Origin of the sequence: Marinomonas atlantica (genome assembly GCF_001639725.1) — a bacterium.
GTDB lineage: Bacteria > Pseudomonadota > Gammaproteobacteria > Pseudomonadales > Marinomonadaceae > Marinomonas > Marinomonas atlantica.
Genome location: NZ_LTAW01000006.1, coordinates 231166 through 246604 on the forward strand (window position 1 = coordinate 231166; position 15439 = coordinate 246604).

Here is a 15439-nt window from a genome sequence, read left to right on the forward strand (position 1 = left end):
CATCATACTATCTGTTAATCGATCCGGTTAATTCATATCAAAGTGACCCGCTAGGCTTGGATGACTCAAGCGAGAGCATTCGAATAATATTCGTCCCGAAGGTGAATCAAAGTCTTGATTGCAACTCAATTTTTGTTGATGAACAAAGTCGTTCAGCTCACCTTTTTTACCGATCAAATAAAAGTGTGATAGATCTGCTAGCACCTTACTATCGGTAAGAATCTTAGCCTGTCCATGACTGTAAAATTGTCCAGAGAAAGGTCTTTCTTTCAAATAGTAAACAGGGTCTTCATCGTTGATCTGATCAAACACAATCCGATCGCTACGCGTATCGGCTTTCCCCATGTTTAAAACCAACATCATAATCATCAACAACACAGGTAAAATCATAGCCACACCGGAAAACCACTTGGTATCACGCTTCTGAATAAATACTGCGATCAGTAGTGCCAAAGCGGGCACGCCGGGTAAAACATAAGCAGGTAAAATATTTCCGGCCATGGTGAACAGCAACAGTGGCGAGAGCAACCATAACAATAAAAAGCTTAACAACCCTTTTTGCTGATACTCAAAAGTGCTTATTTGAGCACGTCGGCGCCATGCCAACACAGGAAGCACAATGGACCAAGGGAATGCGGCTTGCAGCCAATACAACCAAATCATTCCGCGCGGACGGTCGTGCGCAGAGCCGTATAGGTCCCCTTGCCAACCACTGACGACAAAGCGTTTAAAATGCTCACCAATTAGGAAATAATCCAAGAATCCTGGGGTCGCAGCTTCTGCCATCAAATACCATGGCAAAGCGATCGCCAGCATCAATATACAGCCTGTTACAATAGGAAAGCGCTGCCAAAGTTCTTTCCAAGCACCGATCACACCATGTTGCCACATCAACCAAGGCATCACCGTCATACCCATTAAGACCAACACCAAAGGTCCCTTCGCCAGCAAACCACACGCGAGCCCGATAAAGCTAACATAGCCCCACCAACGACTGTTCGGACTGTCTTGCAACCACGCTAAATAAAAACCAATCATGGCAATCGTGAGCGATAAAGTCAGCGCCATGTCCGTCATCACAGCCCCTGCAGCAATGGCAAAAATACCACAAGTAGCCAACACGACGGCCGCAATAAGTGAATTAATGCCTAAGCGACGAGCAACCCAAGCGATCAACAAAATCGTTGCCACACCCGCCAACCAATGCGGGGCACGTACAGCAAACTCATTCAAACCAAACAGTTTAATGCCGTAGGCGCTCATCCATGTGAATAACGGCGGTTTTCCCCAGAATGGCACACCGTAATCAAATTGCGGAGTTAACCAGTTGCCAGTTTCAACCATGAGCCGCGCCATTTCACCATAACGTGCTTCTGTTGTGTCCATTAATGGATACGTCGCAAGGGAAATCAGGCGCAGCAATAATGCAAAGATCAGTAACAGCCACAAATGGTTTCGGCGTAGGCTCATCATGATACTTTCTCCATCAAGGAGACAGACGCGTCTTCTACAACCTTAGTCGCCGCAACAGGCTTTTGTTCATGTATGGACTGAATTAGATACAAAGGTCTTTGCTTTACCTCCACAAAGATGCGACCTACGTACTCTCCCAGCAAGCCGATCGATAAAAGCTGCACGCCAGCTAGACCAAGCATCACCACCATCATTGAGGGATAACCGCTGACCGGTTCGCCAAACATAAGTGTTTTAGCGATAATCCACAGACCAAAGCCAAACGACACCAGAGCACAGCCGCCGCCAACAAATGTCGCTAGGCGAAGAGGTCTGACGGAGAAAGAAGTCAGCCCGTCCATAGCCAATCCTAGTAGCTTAAAATAGTTCCATTTTGTTTCACCACAAAAGCGCGCATCACGCTCAAACATCAGCGTTGTTTGTGTAAACCCTGGCCAACTGAATAACCCTTTCATGTAACGATTACGTTCAGGCAAGGCGTTGATATGGCCCACAACCCGAGCGCTTAACAGTCGAAAATCTCCCACGTTTTCCGGAATGTCGAGCGCTGCTAATTGATTCAGCAGTTTATAAAACATCGCTGCAGAAAAACGCTTAAGCCAGCTTTCACCTTGTCGTGAACTGCGCTTCATATTCACGACATCAGCACCATTGCGCCACGCCTGTAACATATCAGGGATCAACTCTGGCGGGTCTTGCAGGTCAGCGTCGATTAAAATAACGGCTTGGCCTTTGGCCTGTTCTAATCCTGCGCACATAGCAAACTCTTTACCAAAGTTACGGCTTAAAGCGATGCAACGTACAGAGCTAGTGGTTGATGGAAAGCTTTGTGCCATCAGCAAGCTACTATCACGGCTGCCATCGTCCACATATAAAACTTCGCAGTGCTCAGGCAAAGCATCCAGCACCTTCGTTAAGCGGCGATGGAACTCGGGCAACACCTGTTGCTCATTATAAAACGGTACAATGACCGATAAAATTGGAGCAGAATGACGTATTGGGTGTGATGAGCGCTCACCTTCACTAACGTAATTCACCGTTTTTTCAATCACTGACATGGGCTTAGCCTGCTTTACTCTTTGATAATGCACACAGTGTATGAGGGGCGCTGTGAAGAACGTGTCATTGACGTTTTTTTCACGCTTTTTCAGCGATAATGATGTAATGGCATGAGCATAAATGAGGTTACTACTGTGCAACGAGTACTACTGATTGAAGACAATCGAGACATAGCAGGTATGCTGTTTGATTTCTTTGAATACAATAATATGGAACTCGATTACGCCGACAATGGCGAGCTGGGCCTAAAGCTTGCGTTAGAAAATACCTTTGACATTATTTTGCTCGACCTAATGCTTCCAAGGCTTGATGGCGTGACAATTTGCCAAAAACTGCGCAATGCAGGTATTAGTACCCCTATTTTGATGCTAACAGCGCTCGACAGTCGCGAAGATGAACTGCGCGGGCTCGATGTCGGCGCGGATGATTACCTAACCAAACCATTCGATTTAGATATTTTGTACGCGCGCGTGCAAGCATTAATCAGACGCCACTCAGGACATGTCTCGACCAGTGTTCTTCGCTATGGCGATATCAGTATCCATTTGAAAAGCGGTAAGGCTTATCGGCAAGAGAAGCTTCTTGCACTCACCCCTTCAACCTTTACCATTTTAAAAATGCTCGTGTCTCAAGCACCAAACTTAGTGACTAAAGAAGACATTGCCTATCAATTGTGGCAAGACGAAAAGCCCAATAATGATGTTTTGCGCAGTCACATTTATCAACTTCGTAGCCAGCTAGATAAGCCATTTGAAAGCAATATACTAAAAACACAGCCAAAAATTGGCTTCTATCTAGAGGTCAACTCTGATGACAGCACTGTTTCGTAACGCGAAAAGTATGACTTCACGTCTGGCACTTTTTTTTACCTCGGTTGCCATCATCATCGGGATTTTCTGTTTGATATTAATCAGCGCAGTATTGGCCTGGTCTGAAGATCGCGTGGGAGAGCGACGCATTATGGTTGATAAACGAGAAGCCATTCAGTTTTTCATTTCCCATCCCAGTGCAACCTCTATTCAACTAGACCCGCTCACCATTGCATACAGCGGTTTGCATACAGTGCCTGAGGCTATCCAAGCTTACCTTTCAGAACATACCTCTTTTCTCGGAGAAGTCGGATACGGCGAAGACTCAAGAATGCTGTACATGACAAATTACATTCAAAATGGCGAGGATAAACGCTTGGTATTAGTATCTCGCATCGACGAGATTGAGATTACTTATCAGGAATATATCAATGTGATGGCGATCGTTCTCGGCTTAGTAGCAGTACTCATTGTGTGTTTTACTGCTTTGTTAACGCGACTGTCTAAAAGCCTAATCACGCCAATCACTCAGCTCTGTTCTCAACTTGAACAACATCAGGGAGATACAAAACGGGTTTTCAAAGTAACCAAAGAATCGGCCCAAGAATTTCAAACACTGGCAGAGACATTGAATCAATATCGTTCAGATATCGATTCTCTGGTAAAACGAGAACAGGCCTTTGCACGCTACGCGAGCCATGAATTACGCACGCCGTTAACCATTATGAAAGGCTCAAGCAGTTTACTTGCGCGAGAAGCCAATAGCCCTTTTTCAAAACGTCAATTGGCACGTATTCAAAGTGCTACCGAGGACATGCTCACCATGGTTGATGCGCTGCTCAGCTTAGTGCGTTATGAGAAAAGTGCCCAAAACACGCCCTTGAACTCTGTTTCAGAAACCGACCTACAAACCATTATTGATAAGAACAAAGCTCAGGCCGAGGCCAAACAGCTCTGCCTAGAGTCGAACGTGACCGGATCGCCAGTCATTCAAGCCTCTCATGCGGTATTAGATATTGTCGTCGGCAACCTTATCCGCAACAGTATCGCCGCATCCAATACTGGCAGCATTCATATCTATATGACCGAACACTGCATCAAGGTATGCGACGAAGGTGAAGGCTTTAACCCTTTAAAAGAAAGTACTGGGCACGGCTTAGGGCTGTTGATCGTACAAGATCTTTGTCAACGCTATGGCTGGCAATTCTCGATTCAAAATCAGAGTAAGGTTGGCTGTGAAGCAACGGTCATGTTTAATACGCCTGAAAAATAAGCAGAATCCTCTGCCTACTTTTACAGGACATTGAAAACAGTTTATTTAGTCGCTTCTTTGATCGGCTTTTTGCTCCAGTAACTGGCCAATAACGACCCTGAAATATTATGCCATACACTGAATATAGAGCCTGGTAAGGCCGCCGCAGGTGTAAAGAATTTAACCGCCAACGCTGATGCCAAGCCTGAATTTTGTAAACCGACTTCAAAGGCGATGGTTCGACAAACTTTTTTATCGAACCCTAACCATGCAGTGACCCAATAACCCAAAATTAGACCGGTTACATTATGCAAGATCACCGCGACAGCAACCAATGCGCCCACTGAGGCAATTTTGCCAGCACTCAATGCCACTACAATGGCAATAATAAAGACGATGGCAAACATAGAAACATACTTGAGAGCGGGTTCAATTCGACATACTAAGCCATGGGCTAACGTATTAAGTAATACTCCGATAGCAACCGGTACCAACACAATTTTCACCAAACTAAGCAACATTGAACTGACTGGAACATCCACAGAGGTACCGATCATCCAAGCCACCAGTAAGGGCGTGAACACAACTCCCAGCAGTGTTGAAATAGCCGTCATGGAAATAGATAAAGCCGTATCTCCTTTTGCTAAATAACACATCACATTAGATGAGGTGCCACCCGCTACACTGCCCACCAGCAGCATGCCTACCGTTAATTCACTGTCAAAACCAAACAGTGTTGCGATCAGCAATGCCGTAATTGGCATCACCAAAAACTGTAATAGTACGCCCACTCCTATCGCTTTAATGTTTTTTCCTACGGCTTTGAAGTCTTTTGAGCTCAGTGTTAACCCCATTGCTAACATGATGACCATCAGCAACGGCAAAATATAACTTTTGAAATCGACAAACAATGTTGGCTGTAAGTACGCCATTACCGATAACAACAGCGCCCATAGTGGGAAAAGCTGAATAACCATGAATACACTCCTAGGTATTTTTTATTAGATTCATAACGTGCTGAGCCCACTTAACATAATTCCGTGATGCGATAAAAACGTCATTTCAGTAGAGAACCACAGAGCGCAGAATGTATAGAGACACTTTTGCAATGTCTATCCCTTCATAACCATTTATTCCCTCTTATATTTAAAAGTTTGCACCGATACACACACGCTTTTGAGATTTTTCCTGCTTAGCACGATCGAAACTGAAACAGGATTAGCTTTCAAATACACTTGATAAGCATTATCATTATTGAAAACATTTAATAAAGACTTATTTGCTATGCTTTTACCTGCTTTTAAACACCTAACCACCATGCTGTGTATGTTGATCTTAATGTCGTCTGCTTATGCTGTAACAGTACAAGACAGTAAAGGCACGTTCACTTTAGATCACACTCCCCAACGTATTGTTGTTCTAGAGTTTTCCTTTGCCGATGCGCTGGCGTCGGTCGGTGTCGCTCCTATTGGGATTGCCGACGATAAAGATAAAAGTCGCGTTTTACCTGCGGTTCAAGAGGTTATTGGTGACTGGCAGTCGGTTGGTACTCGATCTCAACCCAGCCTTGAAGTCATCGCTTCTTTAAAACCTGATCTCATCATCGCCGATATTTCCCGTCATGAATCTGTTTATTACGATTTACAAAAGATCGCGCCGACACTGATTTTACCCTCTCGTCGCGAAACCTATTCTGACAATTTAAAAGCGGCCAGCATTATTGCCAAAGTCGTGGGTAAAGAACAGGAGATGACGGATCGTTTGGTCCAACATCAGCAATATATGGACAGCATCGCGCAGCAGTTACCCGATCACGCCATATTACAATTTGGCGTTGCGCGAGCCGATGCACTGTTTCTTCATACGGATGATTCCTATACCGGTGGTGTCATTCAAGCATTAGGAATGCAAACCCCCATCTCTGAACGCGACGATTCTGCGTATCGTCAAACCAGCTTAGAACAGCTGGTCGCTTTAAACCCTGAATATTTAATTGTTGGACACTATGCCAACCCCAGTATTGTCGATAACTGGAGCAACGAGCCACTTTGGACCGTTCTAACGGCCGTTCAAAATAATCATGTCTATCGCGTTGACCCTAATATTTGGTCTCGCTGCCGTGGCATTTTAGCCGCCGAACACATAGCAAACGATCTACTTCAAATCTTCTCTGAGCAATAGTCCTAAACATGTCTCGCCTCTTTCGGTCAGTCAGCCTTGGTCTGTTTCTGTGTCTAGGATTGCTGCTAATCAGCTGGTGGAATCTATTTGCTTGGTCGGTTGTGCCCGTTAGTGGCGCAGATGTTTTGCATGCGTTCACAAGCTTTAATGACCAGACCATAGCCCATCGCATTGTGCTGGATTTACGTTTACCGCGTTTGCTTACCGCGTTGTTAGTGGGCGCTTGCTTGGCCTCTGCTGGGGCGATTATGCAGGGGCTCACACGTAATCCGCTGGCAGCGCCATCGGTATTAGGCGTTAACGCAGGTGCCGCGCTGGGCATGGCGCTGGTGTCGACACTGCCTTTTCTATATGGAGCACTCAGTACCTCTATTGCCGCCATGTTGGGTGGCGGCGTTGCTTGGCTGCTGGTGATGCTTCTAGGCAGTACCTGGCGTGTCGGTGCGAATGAACACGGTCGTTTGGTGTTAGCTGGCGTGGCTATTTCAGCCTTGTGCGCCGCGTTAACAAAAGCCGTTGTCATCATGGAAGAAGATCAAGCCGCAGGGGTAATGACTTGGTTAGCGGGCAGCCTAGCCGACGCGCGTTGGCAAACATGGCAAGCCTTTTGGCCTGTCGCTTTAATCAGTCTTATCGGCGCGCTACTGATCGCACCGTCGCTGAATGTATTACAACTCGGTGAAGATAATGCACGCAATCTAGGCATCAATTTGTTGCGCAGCAAATTGCTCGGCAGTCTGCTAGTACTTATGTTAGTCGGCGCTGCCATCAGCGCCGTCGGCAGTATCGGCTTTGTCGGATTGATTGTGCCTCATATTGCGCGATTAATGTTTGGCCAAGATTTTCGTTTGTGCCTACCTGTTGCCATGATCATCGGTGCGCTCTTAGTGACGTTGGCAGACACCTTAAGTCGTGCTGTTACTTATCCTATGGAAACCCCTGCGGGTGCCATTTTGGCATTGATCGGGGCGCCTTTCTTTATTTATCTGGTTCGAAAACGCACCTTATGACTGCGCAACGTTTTTTCCCATTCGCTCTGCTTATGTTGTTTGCTTTGAGCCTCGCCAACCTTCTGTTTGGTGCCGTTTCGCTCTCTCTTCATGATATTTGGCAAGGCTTGTTTGTTGGTTCTGAACAGCACTTCACAGTGTACGAGTACCGCTTACCGCGTATTTTTTTAGCAATTTTGGTCGGTGCAGGACTTGCGCTGTCCGGCGCATTAGTACAAGGCGTGATTCGCAATCCACTGGCTTCCCCCGATGTGCTTGGCGTCAGCCACGGCGCAGGTCTAGCGGCGGTCTTTTACATGACTTATTTCAGTGGCGCATCCACTGAATGGTTACCAGAAGTCGCTTTAGCGGGTGGCATCTGTGCTGCATTAGTGTTGTGGTATTTATGTGGTACTCACAGCAGCGCCATCAAACTGGCCATAACAGGTGTCGCGCTGGCCGCTTTTTGGGCCAGCTGTATCGACTTTTTGATGCTGACAAAGCCGCTAGAAATTAACAATGCCTTACTCTGGTTAACAGGCAGTTTGTGGGGACGCAGCTGGCCTCAGCTACAAGCCTTACTCCCTTGGTTTGTACTCGTGCCGTTCGCCCTAGGTCTGAGTAAGTATTTAAATGTGCTCGATCTGGGTGATGACAGCGCCAACAGTCTAGGCGTGTCGCCACAATCTGTGCGTTTGTTATCGTTGGCAATCGCCGTCGCATTAACCGCCGCTTGTGTCTCAGTATGCGGACCAATTGGCTTTTTAGGTTTAGTTGCTCCCCATTTAACGCGCAAACTCGTGGGCGGTCGTCACCAATCATTGTTACCTGCCTCTATGCTAACAGGCGCCTGCTTACTTTTAGCCGCAGACCTAGCGGCGCGTACGCTAGCTCCACCGATTGAATTACCGGCCGGCATCTTAACCGCCATTATTGGCGCTCCGTATTTCCTATGGCTATTGTTGAGGATGAAATAACGATGTCCCTAAGCGCTCACCAACTGAGTGTTGGCTATCATGGTCACACCATTGTGAAAAAGATGGACCTAACCCTACCCGATGGCCGTTTTATTGCTTTATTAGGTCCCAATGGCTGCGGCAAGTCGACCTTATTGAAGTGCTTTGCACGCATCTTACCGGCGATGTCTGGAGAAGCGCATTGGCAAGGACAAAACCTGCACCATTATCCATCTAAACAACTCGCTAAAGAACTCGCGTTGTTGCCACAAACACAACCGATCCCCGAAGGCATTAAAGTAAAAGATCTCGTGGCGTATGGCCGCAGTCCCTATACTGGTTTTTGGGGCAAACTCAGCACTCAGGATCATCAGATTGTTGAGCAAATGATGAAGCAAACAGGTACTTACGAGCTGCGTGACCAACTGGTCAGCGAATTATCCGGCGGCCAGCGTCAACGTGTATGGCTGGCAATGGTATTGGCGCAAGACACGCCCTACCTACTGCTAGATGAACCCACGACGTATATGGACATCAACCACCAAGTGGAATTGATGCATCAGCTGCAAGCGCTCAACAAACAAGGTAAAACCATCATTACGGTGCTGCACGATATCAACCAAGCAGCACGTTATTGCGATCATCTCGTTGTGATGAAAGCCGGTGAGCTGAAATACCAAGGTTCACCGGAGGACGTATTAACCTCAACAATGCTTAAAGAGGTTTTCTCCCTTAACGCGCAAATTCATCGCGATCCCGTTTCTGGCACCCCCATGTGTGTCGTGGAGGACTAATATTTCGCTTTTTAATCCTCATCTGACTCGCAGCGTAAGATGTAAATCCCGCGCTGCGGTTTATTCAACTCATCCGCCCCCGACGACGGTCGCGAGCATTTTTTCCATTTTGCGGTAACTTAAAGACTCCATAAGATGCTTTCGTGCAACATCAACACTCTCCAAATCCGCTAACGTCAAGGCGACTCGCAATACTCGATGATAAGCCCTTGCTGATAACTTTAAGCGCTCTAACGCTTGTTGCATAAACAGCTTATCCGATTCACTCAAGGCACAAATACGCTCCAGTTCACGACCACTTAATTGAGCATTTTGCACGCCTTGCCGCGCTCGTTGACGTGCAACGGCGGCTTCAACCCGTTGGCGTACCGCTGAGCTAGCCTCACCCATTTCACTTTGGTTCACCAAGACATCTGTTGGTAACGGCGGCACTTCGACGTGTAAATCAATGCGATCTAAAAAAGGGGCGGAGAGTTTACGCAGGTATTTCTGACTGGCACTGGATTGGTAATAGTCTTGTCCACCACTGTAAGCTTCATTGCTTGCATTCATTGCGGCCACAAGCTGAAAACGTGCGGGATAACTGACTTGGCCACGAGCACGGGATAAATGAATTTCACCATTTTCTAATGGCTCCCGCAGCACCTCTAGCACCTTACGGTCGAATTCCGGTAGCTCGTCTAAGAACAATACACCCCGATGACTTAACGAGGCTTCTCCCGGTTTCGGAATGGACCCACCGCCGACCAACGCCGCAGCTGAACTCGAATGGTGCGGACTGCGAAAAGGGCGCTCTGACCAATGCCAATCCGTGCCCATCTTACGACCTGAAACAGACTGTACCGCAGCGACTTCTAGCGCTTCGGGTTCAGTCATGCGTGGCATAATACCGGGTAAACGAGAGGCCAGCATGGTTTTCCCCGTACCCGGTGGCCCTACAAACAATAGATTGTGTCCACCCGCTGCAGCAATTTCTAGAGCTCTTCGAGCTTGATATTGACCTTTGACATCCACCATATCTCGATGTCCAATCACGCCTTCTGCTGATACTTCCTCAGTCTCACAGCGTTGTAGAGTAGCCTGCTTCATCAGTGCCGCGGTCACTTGCGTAAGATGATGAGCAAAAAAGACCTCATGATCGACTAATCCCGCTTCATTACGGTTATCCGCGGGCACAATCATTTTCCGTTGCGCCTCTTTAGCCGCCATCGCCGAGGGCAAGACACCGGGGATACCACGTAAATCACCAGATAGAGCCAGTTCTCCGACAAACTCAGTATCCCGTAGCTCTATTTCTCCGAGTTGTCCCGATGCCAATAAGATGCTGATAGCTATCGCCAAATCATAGCGACCACCCTCTTTAGGCAAATCGGCGGGTGCTAAATTGATAGTAATACGACGAAGAGGAAATTCGAACTTGCTGTTAATAATCGCGCTACGCACACGATCTTTGGCTTCTCGCACAGCGGCTTCCGGCAATCCGACGATATTTAACGATGGCAGACCATTGGAAATATGCGTTTCTACGGTCACAAGCGGGGCCGATACGCCCACGCGGGCACGGCTATAGATTGTTGCTAGGCTCATAATCACTCCTTGATATGCCCAGTACATCCAACTTCTAATCTCACACGTATCTATGTGAGGAGGTACTTATGACCAAAAAGTTGAACCCTAATAAATTGTTGCTCTCAAAATGGACATCCACTGTTCCAAAAAATAAAGAAAAGCATTTTATCGTTACCCGCCTCGATCGAGATGAAGACGAGGTGGTAATCGATATCATCCTTGAAGCAGTGTACACCAAGAATACTTACCAACTACCTTGGCAAGCATTGCTTGATGATCTCTGGCAACAAGGCTGGCACTAAATTTCTGACAGACTACTTGTCCTCAGATTGCTCTAACTCGGCGAGGCGAGCTTCCAGTTGCGCCAGTTTCTCACGGTACTTTTGTAACATTGCTGCTTGTACTTCAAACTCTTCACGACTGACTAAATCCATTTTAGTCAGTGTGCTTTTTGCGACTTGCTGAAGTTGAAGTTGAATCTCTTCAGTCGGAAGCTTACCCAATGTACCAGCCGCTTGTTCTAGACCAGAACCCAACTGTTTAATAAATTGATCAATCATGACGTCCTCTCTCATTTAGAGTGTTTTCAACATTATAAAATGCCAACCACCTTCCTGTCTTTACACATTTCCATGAATAGTTAGATCTGTCATTTGCGTTGTTAAAGTGCACTTAAAATAGTGATCGAACAGTTTCTGTTCGTCATTTTCATGAAAACGCCCAGCATTAGGGCGGTAAATTCTACTGATTTCCTCAATAAAACAACCAAATAGTTCTTTTAGCGCGCTAAAAAACTGTTTCCGACAGAACAGTGCACCATGATAACGCATGGTTATGTGCTTACTGTACCAACAACCAAACATTGAAAATGAGTAAGTATTTGCACGTTTCTGCTCTACCCCTTATCAGATAAGGGTTTGCGAGCTTTTCTTTACACAACTTTAAAGCTGGCACACATATTGAATATATCCAGTTACCTGCGATACGACATCAGACTTAATTTAAGGAGACTGTGGGTATGAAGCTTATCACTGCCATCATCAAGCCATTCAAACTGGATGATGTTCGCGAAGCACTTTCTGAAATCGGTGTACAAGGTATTACCGTGACAGAAGTTAAAGGCTTCGGACGTCAAAAAGGTCACACTGAACTATACCGCGGTGCGGAATACGTTGTGGACTTTCTTCCAAAAGTAAAAATTGAGCTAGCCATTGCTAAAGACATGGCCGACCAAGTAGTAGAAGCCATCTCCAATGCTGCCAACACTGGCAAAATCGGTGACGGTAAAATCTTCATCGTTAATCTTGAGCAAGCGGTTCGTATTCGTACCGGCGAGACTGGGGAAGACGCAGTGTAATCACTGCCAGAATCTTACAAGCCTTTAGGGGGGCGAAACATGCAAGATCAAATTTTTCACTTACAATATGCCATGGACACCTTTTATTTCTTGGTGTGTGGCGCACTGGTTATGTGGATGGCTGCCGGCTTCGCAATGTTGGAAGCAGGTCTCGTTCGATCCAAAAACACCACAGAAATCTTAACTAAGAACGTCGCACTATTTGCGATCTCTTGTATCATGTACTTGGTATGCGGTTACGCCATCATGTACGGCGGCACTTGGTTCTTATCAGGTATTCAAGACGTAGATGTAACGTCTACATTGACAGACTTCGCAGGCCGAGAAGGTGGCTTCGAAGGCGGTTCTATTTACTCCGGCGCATCTGACTTTTTCTTCCAAGTCGTATTCGTTGCAACAGCAATGTCTATTGTTTCTGGTGCGGTCGCTGAGCGCATGAAACTATGGGCTTTCTTAACGTTCGCAGTGGTTATGACAGGTGTCATCTACCCACTTGAAGGTTCTTGGACTTGGGGTGGCGCTGATGTATTCGGCATGTTCAACCTAGGTGATATGGGCTTCTCTGACTTTGCCGGCTCAGGCATTGTACACATGGCTGGTGCAGCCGCTGCACTAGCAGGTGTTCTAGTATTGGGTGCTCGTAAAGGCAAATACGGTCCAAACGGTGAAGTTCGTGCTATCCCAGGTGCCAATCTACCTCTAGCAACATTAGGTACTTTCATTCTTTGGATGGGTTGGTTCGGTTTCAACGGTGGTTCCGTACTGAAACTTGGCGATATTGCTAACGCTAACTCAGTTGCCATGGTATTCCTAAATACGAATGCTGCTGCAGCGGGTGGTGCAGTTGGTGCACTTATTCTAGCTCGTATTTTGTTCGGCAAGGCCGACCTTACAATGCTTTTAAACGGTGCGCTTGCAGGCCTAGTTGCGATTACAGCTGAGCCATCTACACCTTCCGCTTTGGGTGCAACATTGATCGGTGCTGTGGGTGGTCTGATTGTTGTGGTCTCAATCCTGATGCTAGATAAGCTGAAGATTGATGATCCAGTGGGTGCTATCTCTGTTCACGGCGTAGTCGGTCTTTGGGGTCTTCTAGCTGTGCCACTTACAAACGATGGCGCCTCATTCGGCGGCCAAATTGCTGGTGCACTGACGATCTTTGTATGGGTATTTGGTTCAAGCCTAGTCGTTTGGTTGGTAATCAAAGCCATCATGGGTGTACGTGTTACTGAAGAAGAAGAATACGAGGGTGTTGATATCTCTGAATGTGGTATGGAAGCTTACCCAGAGTTTAAAAAATAATTCCTAGCAATTATTACCTGTGTTTGAAAAACCCTCGCTTAGGCGGGGGTTTTTCATCTCTGGCATTTAACTATTCCTGCAATTTTGTTATCAAAGTCGTTATAGTCGTAGTATTGATAGAACCTATTTTGGAGACTGTATGCTAGAAGATCTACATTTGAAGATCCGCAACTTAACCTTGGAAGATTACCCTCAAGTAAAAGCACTCATGGATCGTGTCTACCATGATATTGGTGGTTCATGGCCAATGCATACTATTAGTAAGCTTATCAAGGACTTACCGGATGGTCAGATCTGTCTTGTTGACCACGATAAAATTGTGGGCATGGCTCTATCCGTAAAAGTAAATTATCAACGTTTTAGTAACCCACATACTTATGATGACCTAGTCGATCAGCGTGAACGCATTCATCATGATAATGAAGGCGATGCATTGTATGGCTTAGACGTTTTAATCGACCCAGACTACCGTGGTTACCGATTAGGCCGCCGCTTATACGAAGCGCGTAAAGAGCTGTGCCGTCAAGAAAACTTAATAGCCATTCTTGCCGGAGGACGTATTCCGAATTACTACCAACATTCGGATGAAATGACGCCAGCAGAATATTTAGAAGCCGTGGACAAACGCAAAATCTACGACCCTATTTTGACGTTCCAGCTTTCCAATGACTTCCAAGTCACACGTCTATTGACCAAATACCTTCCTGAAGACGAAAAGTCTCGCGGCTACGCCACCTTGCTTGAGTGGAAAAACATCTTCTACGAGCCAGAAAAAAATACTGTGCTGGAGTATCGTAAAACTCAAGTGCGTATCGGTGCAGTACAGTGGCAAATGCGTGAAGTCGAAAGTGTCGAAGAGCTACTTAAGCAAGTTGAGTATTTCATTGATGCCTTGTCGAGTTACAAAAGTGACTTTGCCCTCTTCCCGGAATTTTTCAACGCGCCATTAATGGGCTTGGCTCCAGACCAAACCAACCAAATGGAAGCCATTCGTTTCTTAGCGTCTTTCACAGAACGCTTTGTCAGCGAAATGTCTCAGTTAGCCATCAGTTATAATATCAACGTCATCACCGGCTCTATGCCGTTGGTGGAAGACGATATTATGTATAACATCAGTTACTTATGTCGTCGTGACGGTACCATTGAAGAACAACGCAAGATTCATATCACGCCGCATGAGCGTCGTGACTGGGTCATTGAAGGCGGTTACGAAGTCCGTACCTTTGACACGGATGCCGGCCGTATCGGTATCTTGATTTGTTACGATGTCGAATTCCCAGAGTTAGCACGTCACCTTGCTTCGCAAGATATGGACATTTTGTTTGTTCCGTTCTGGACAGATACCAAAAATGGCTATTTACGCGTACGCAGCTGTGCTCAAGCGCGCGCCATAGAAAACGAATGTTATGTTGTAATTTGTGGTAGCTGTGGCAACTTGCCACAAGTAGAAAACTTAGACGTACAGTACTCTCAAGCCGCGGTCTTCTCACCATCAGACTTCTCATTCCCGCACGATGCCGTGATGGCAGAGACAACACCGAACACAGAAATGCTGATGTTCTCAGATTTGGACTTAGACAAGCTAAAACTGGTTCGTAGCGAAGGCTCGGTGAATAACTTAAAAGACCGTCGTCTAGACCTATACAACATCGATTGGAAAACCAATACGCCTAGCACAGTATGATAATATGCTAGCTA

15 protein-coding genes are annotated in these 15439 nt (G+C 46.4%); 10 read left to right on the forward strand and 5 right to left on the reverse strand.

Features of this window, described 5'->3' with window-relative positions:
• Positions 1 to 27: 27 nt before the first annotated feature.
• Both AYW75_RS12825 and AYW75_RS12830 read right to left on the reverse strand, forming a co-directional pair.
• Complete coding sequence (locus tag AYW75_RS12825; RefSeq protein WP_231886210.1) at positions 28 to 1473, reverse strand: ArnT family glycosyltransferase; 1446 nt, start codon at positions 1471 to 1473, stop codon at positions 28 to 30.
• Positions 1470 to 2531: a glycosyltransferase family 2 protein gene (locus AYW75_RS12830; RefSeq protein ID WP_082856513.1), complete on the reverse strand. Its 1062-nt coding sequence runs from the start codon at positions 2529 to 2531 to the stop codon at positions 1470 to 1472. Before AYW75_RS12830 ends, AYW75_RS12825 begins: the two co-directional genes overlap by 4 nt.
• 135 nt (positions 2532 to 2666) lie before the next feature.
• Between AYW75_RS12830 and AYW75_RS12835 the strand changes: the two genes are divergently transcribed.
• Positions 2667 to 3362: a response regulator transcription factor gene (locus AYW75_RS12835; protein ID WP_067100025.1), complete on the forward strand. Its 696-nt coding sequence runs from the start codon at positions 2667 to 2669 to the stop codon at positions 3360 to 3362.
• Entirely contained in the window at positions 3343 to 4614 is a 1272-nt protein-coding gene (locus AYW75_RS12840) for a sensor histidine kinase (RefSeq protein WP_067100027.1), read from the forward strand. Before AYW75_RS12835 ends, AYW75_RS12840 begins: the two co-directional genes overlap by 20 nt.
• Before the next feature lie 41 nt (positions 4615 to 4655).
• Here AYW75_RS12840 and AYW75_RS12845 read toward each other — a convergent pair whose 3' ends face one another.
• A complete protein-coding gene (locus tag AYW75_RS12845; RefSeq protein ID WP_067100029.1) occupies positions 4656 to 5570 on the reverse strand; it encodes a bile acid:sodium symporter family protein in 915 nt (304 codons plus the stop codon).
• Positions 5571 to 5877: 307 nt separating this feature from the next.
• Between AYW75_RS12845 and AYW75_RS12850 the strand changes: the two genes are divergently transcribed.
• From AYW75_RS12850 to fecE, 4 genes are read left to right on the forward strand one after another with little or no spacing between them, the layout of a single operon-like run.
• Positions 5878 to 6774 carry a Fe(3+) dicitrate ABC transporter substrate-binding protein gene (locus tag AYW75_RS12850; protein WP_067100031.1) on the forward strand — a complete coding sequence of 299 codons (897 nt, stop codon included), beginning with the start codon at positions 5878 to 5880 and terminating at the stop codon, positions 6772 to 6774.
• An 8-nt stretch (positions 6775 to 6782) separates the two neighbouring features.
• Positions 6783 to 7784, forward strand: a complete 1002-nt coding sequence (locus tag AYW75_RS12855) for an iron chelate uptake ABC transporter family permease subunit (protein ID WP_067100033.1) — start codon at positions 6783 to 6785, stop codon at positions 7782 to 7784.
• On the forward strand, positions 7781 to 8740 hold the full coding sequence (gene fecD, locus AYW75_RS12860) for a Fe(3+) dicitrate ABC transporter permease subunit FecD (RefSeq protein WP_067100035.1): 960 nt from the start codon (positions 7781 to 7783) through the stop codon (positions 8738 to 8740). The genes AYW75_RS12855 and fecD overlap by 4 nt, the downstream gene beginning before the upstream one ends.
• A gap of 2 nt (positions 8741 to 8742) precedes the next feature.
• Complete coding sequence (gene fecE / locus AYW75_RS12865) at positions 8743 to 9513, forward strand: Fe(3+) dicitrate ABC transporter ATP-binding protein FecE (RefSeq protein WP_067100036.1); 771 nt, start codon at positions 8743 to 8745, stop codon at positions 9511 to 9513.
• A gap of 69 nt (positions 9514 to 9582) precedes the next feature.
• On the opposite strand, the gene AYW75_RS12870 is transcribed toward fecE, so the two are convergent.
• A complete protein-coding gene (locus AYW75_RS12870; RefSeq protein WP_067100038.1) occupies positions 9583 to 11100 on the reverse strand; it encodes a YifB family Mg chelatase-like AAA ATPase in 1518 nt (505 codons plus the stop codon).
• A 68-nt stretch (positions 11101 to 11168) separates the two neighbouring features.
• Between AYW75_RS12870 and AYW75_RS12875 the strand changes: the two genes are divergently transcribed.
• Positions 11169 to 11384, forward strand: a complete 216-nt coding sequence (locus AYW75_RS12875; protein WP_067100039.1) for a TIGR02450 family Trp-rich protein — start codon at positions 11169 to 11171, stop codon at positions 11382 to 11384.
• Between the two features lie 12 nt (positions 11385 to 11396).
• Here the strand turns inward: AYW75_RS12875 and AYW75_RS12880 are convergent, their stop codons facing one another.
• A complete protein-coding gene (locus AYW75_RS12880; protein WP_082856514.1) occupies positions 11397 to 11642 on the reverse strand; it encodes an accessory factor UbiK family protein in 246 nt (81 codons plus the stop codon).
• 458 nt (positions 11643 to 12100) lie between these two features.
• On the opposite strand from AYW75_RS12880, the gene glnK reads away from it, so the two are divergent.
• From glnK to AYW75_RS12900, 3 genes are all read left to right on the forward strand, one after another.
• Positions 12101 to 12439: a P-II family nitrogen regulator gene (gene glnK / locus AYW75_RS12890; protein ID WP_067031261.1), complete on the forward strand. Its 339-nt coding sequence runs from the start codon at positions 12101 to 12103 to the stop codon at positions 12437 to 12439.
• A 39-nt stretch (positions 12440 to 12478) separates the two neighbouring features.
• Positions 12479 to 13741, forward strand: coding sequence for an ammonium transporter (locus AYW75_RS12895; RefSeq protein WP_067100045.1), 1263 nt, complete (start codon positions 12479 to 12481; stop codon positions 13739 to 13741).
• Positions 13742 to 13880: 139 nt separating this feature from the next.
• A complete protein-coding gene (locus tag AYW75_RS12900; protein ID WP_067100047.1) occupies positions 13881 to 15425 on the forward strand; it encodes a carbon-nitrogen hydrolase family protein in 1545 nt (514 codons plus the stop codon).
• Positions 15426 to 15439 lie beyond the last annotated feature (14 nt).

Coding starts and splice junctions, on each gene's coding strand:
- AYW75_RS12870 (WP_067100038.1), bottom strand. CDS start 11,100: ATGAGCCTAGCAACAATCTATAGCCGTGCCCGCGTGGGCGTATCGGCC.
- AYW75_RS12880 (WP_082856514.1), bottom strand. CDS start 11,642: ATGATTGATCAATTTATTAAACAGTTGGGTTCTGGTCTAGAACAAGCG.
- glnK (WP_067031261.1), top strand. CDS start 12,101: ATGAAGCTTATCACTGCCATCATCAAGCCATTCAAACTGGATGATGTT.
- AYW75_RS12845 (WP_067100029.1), bottom strand. CDS start 5,570: ATGGTTATTCAGCTTTTCCCACTATGGGCGCTGTTGTTATCGGTAATG.
- AYW75_RS12825 (WP_231886210.1), bottom strand. CDS start 1,473: ATGATGAGCCTACGCCGAAACCATTTGTGGCTGTTACTGATCTTTGCA.
- AYW75_RS12895 (WP_067100045.1), top strand. CDS start 12,479: ATGCAAGATCAAATTTTTCACTTACAATATGCCATGGACACCTTTTAT.
- fecE (WP_067100036.1), top strand. CDS start 8,743: ATGTCCCTAAGCGCTCACCAACTGAGTGTTGGCTATCATGGTCACACC.
- AYW75_RS12875 (WP_067100039.1), top strand. CDS start 11,169: ATGACCAAAAAGTTGAACCCTAATAAATTGTTGCTCTCAAAATGGACA.
- AYW75_RS12840 (WP_067100027.1), top strand. CDS start 3,343: ATGACAGCACTGTTTCGTAACGCGAAAAGTATGACTTCACGTCTGGCA.
- AYW75_RS12850 (WP_067100031.1), top strand. CDS start 5,878: ATGCTTTTACCTGCTTTTAAACACCTAACCACCATGCTGTGTATGTTG.
- fecD (WP_067100035.1), top strand. CDS start 7,781: ATGACTGCGCAACGTTTTTTCCCATTCGCTCTGCTTATGTTGTTTGCT.
- AYW75_RS12900 (WP_067100047.1), top strand. CDS start 13,881: ATGCTAGAAGATCTACATTTGAAGATCCGCAACTTAACCTTGGAAGAT.
- AYW75_RS12830 (WP_082856513.1), bottom strand. CDS start 2,531: ATGTCAGTGATTGAAAAAACGGTGAATTACGTTAGTGAAGGTGAGCGC.
- AYW75_RS12855 (WP_067100033.1), top strand. CDS start 6,783: ATGTCTCGCCTCTTTCGGTCAGTCAGCCTTGGTCTGTTTCTGTGTCTA.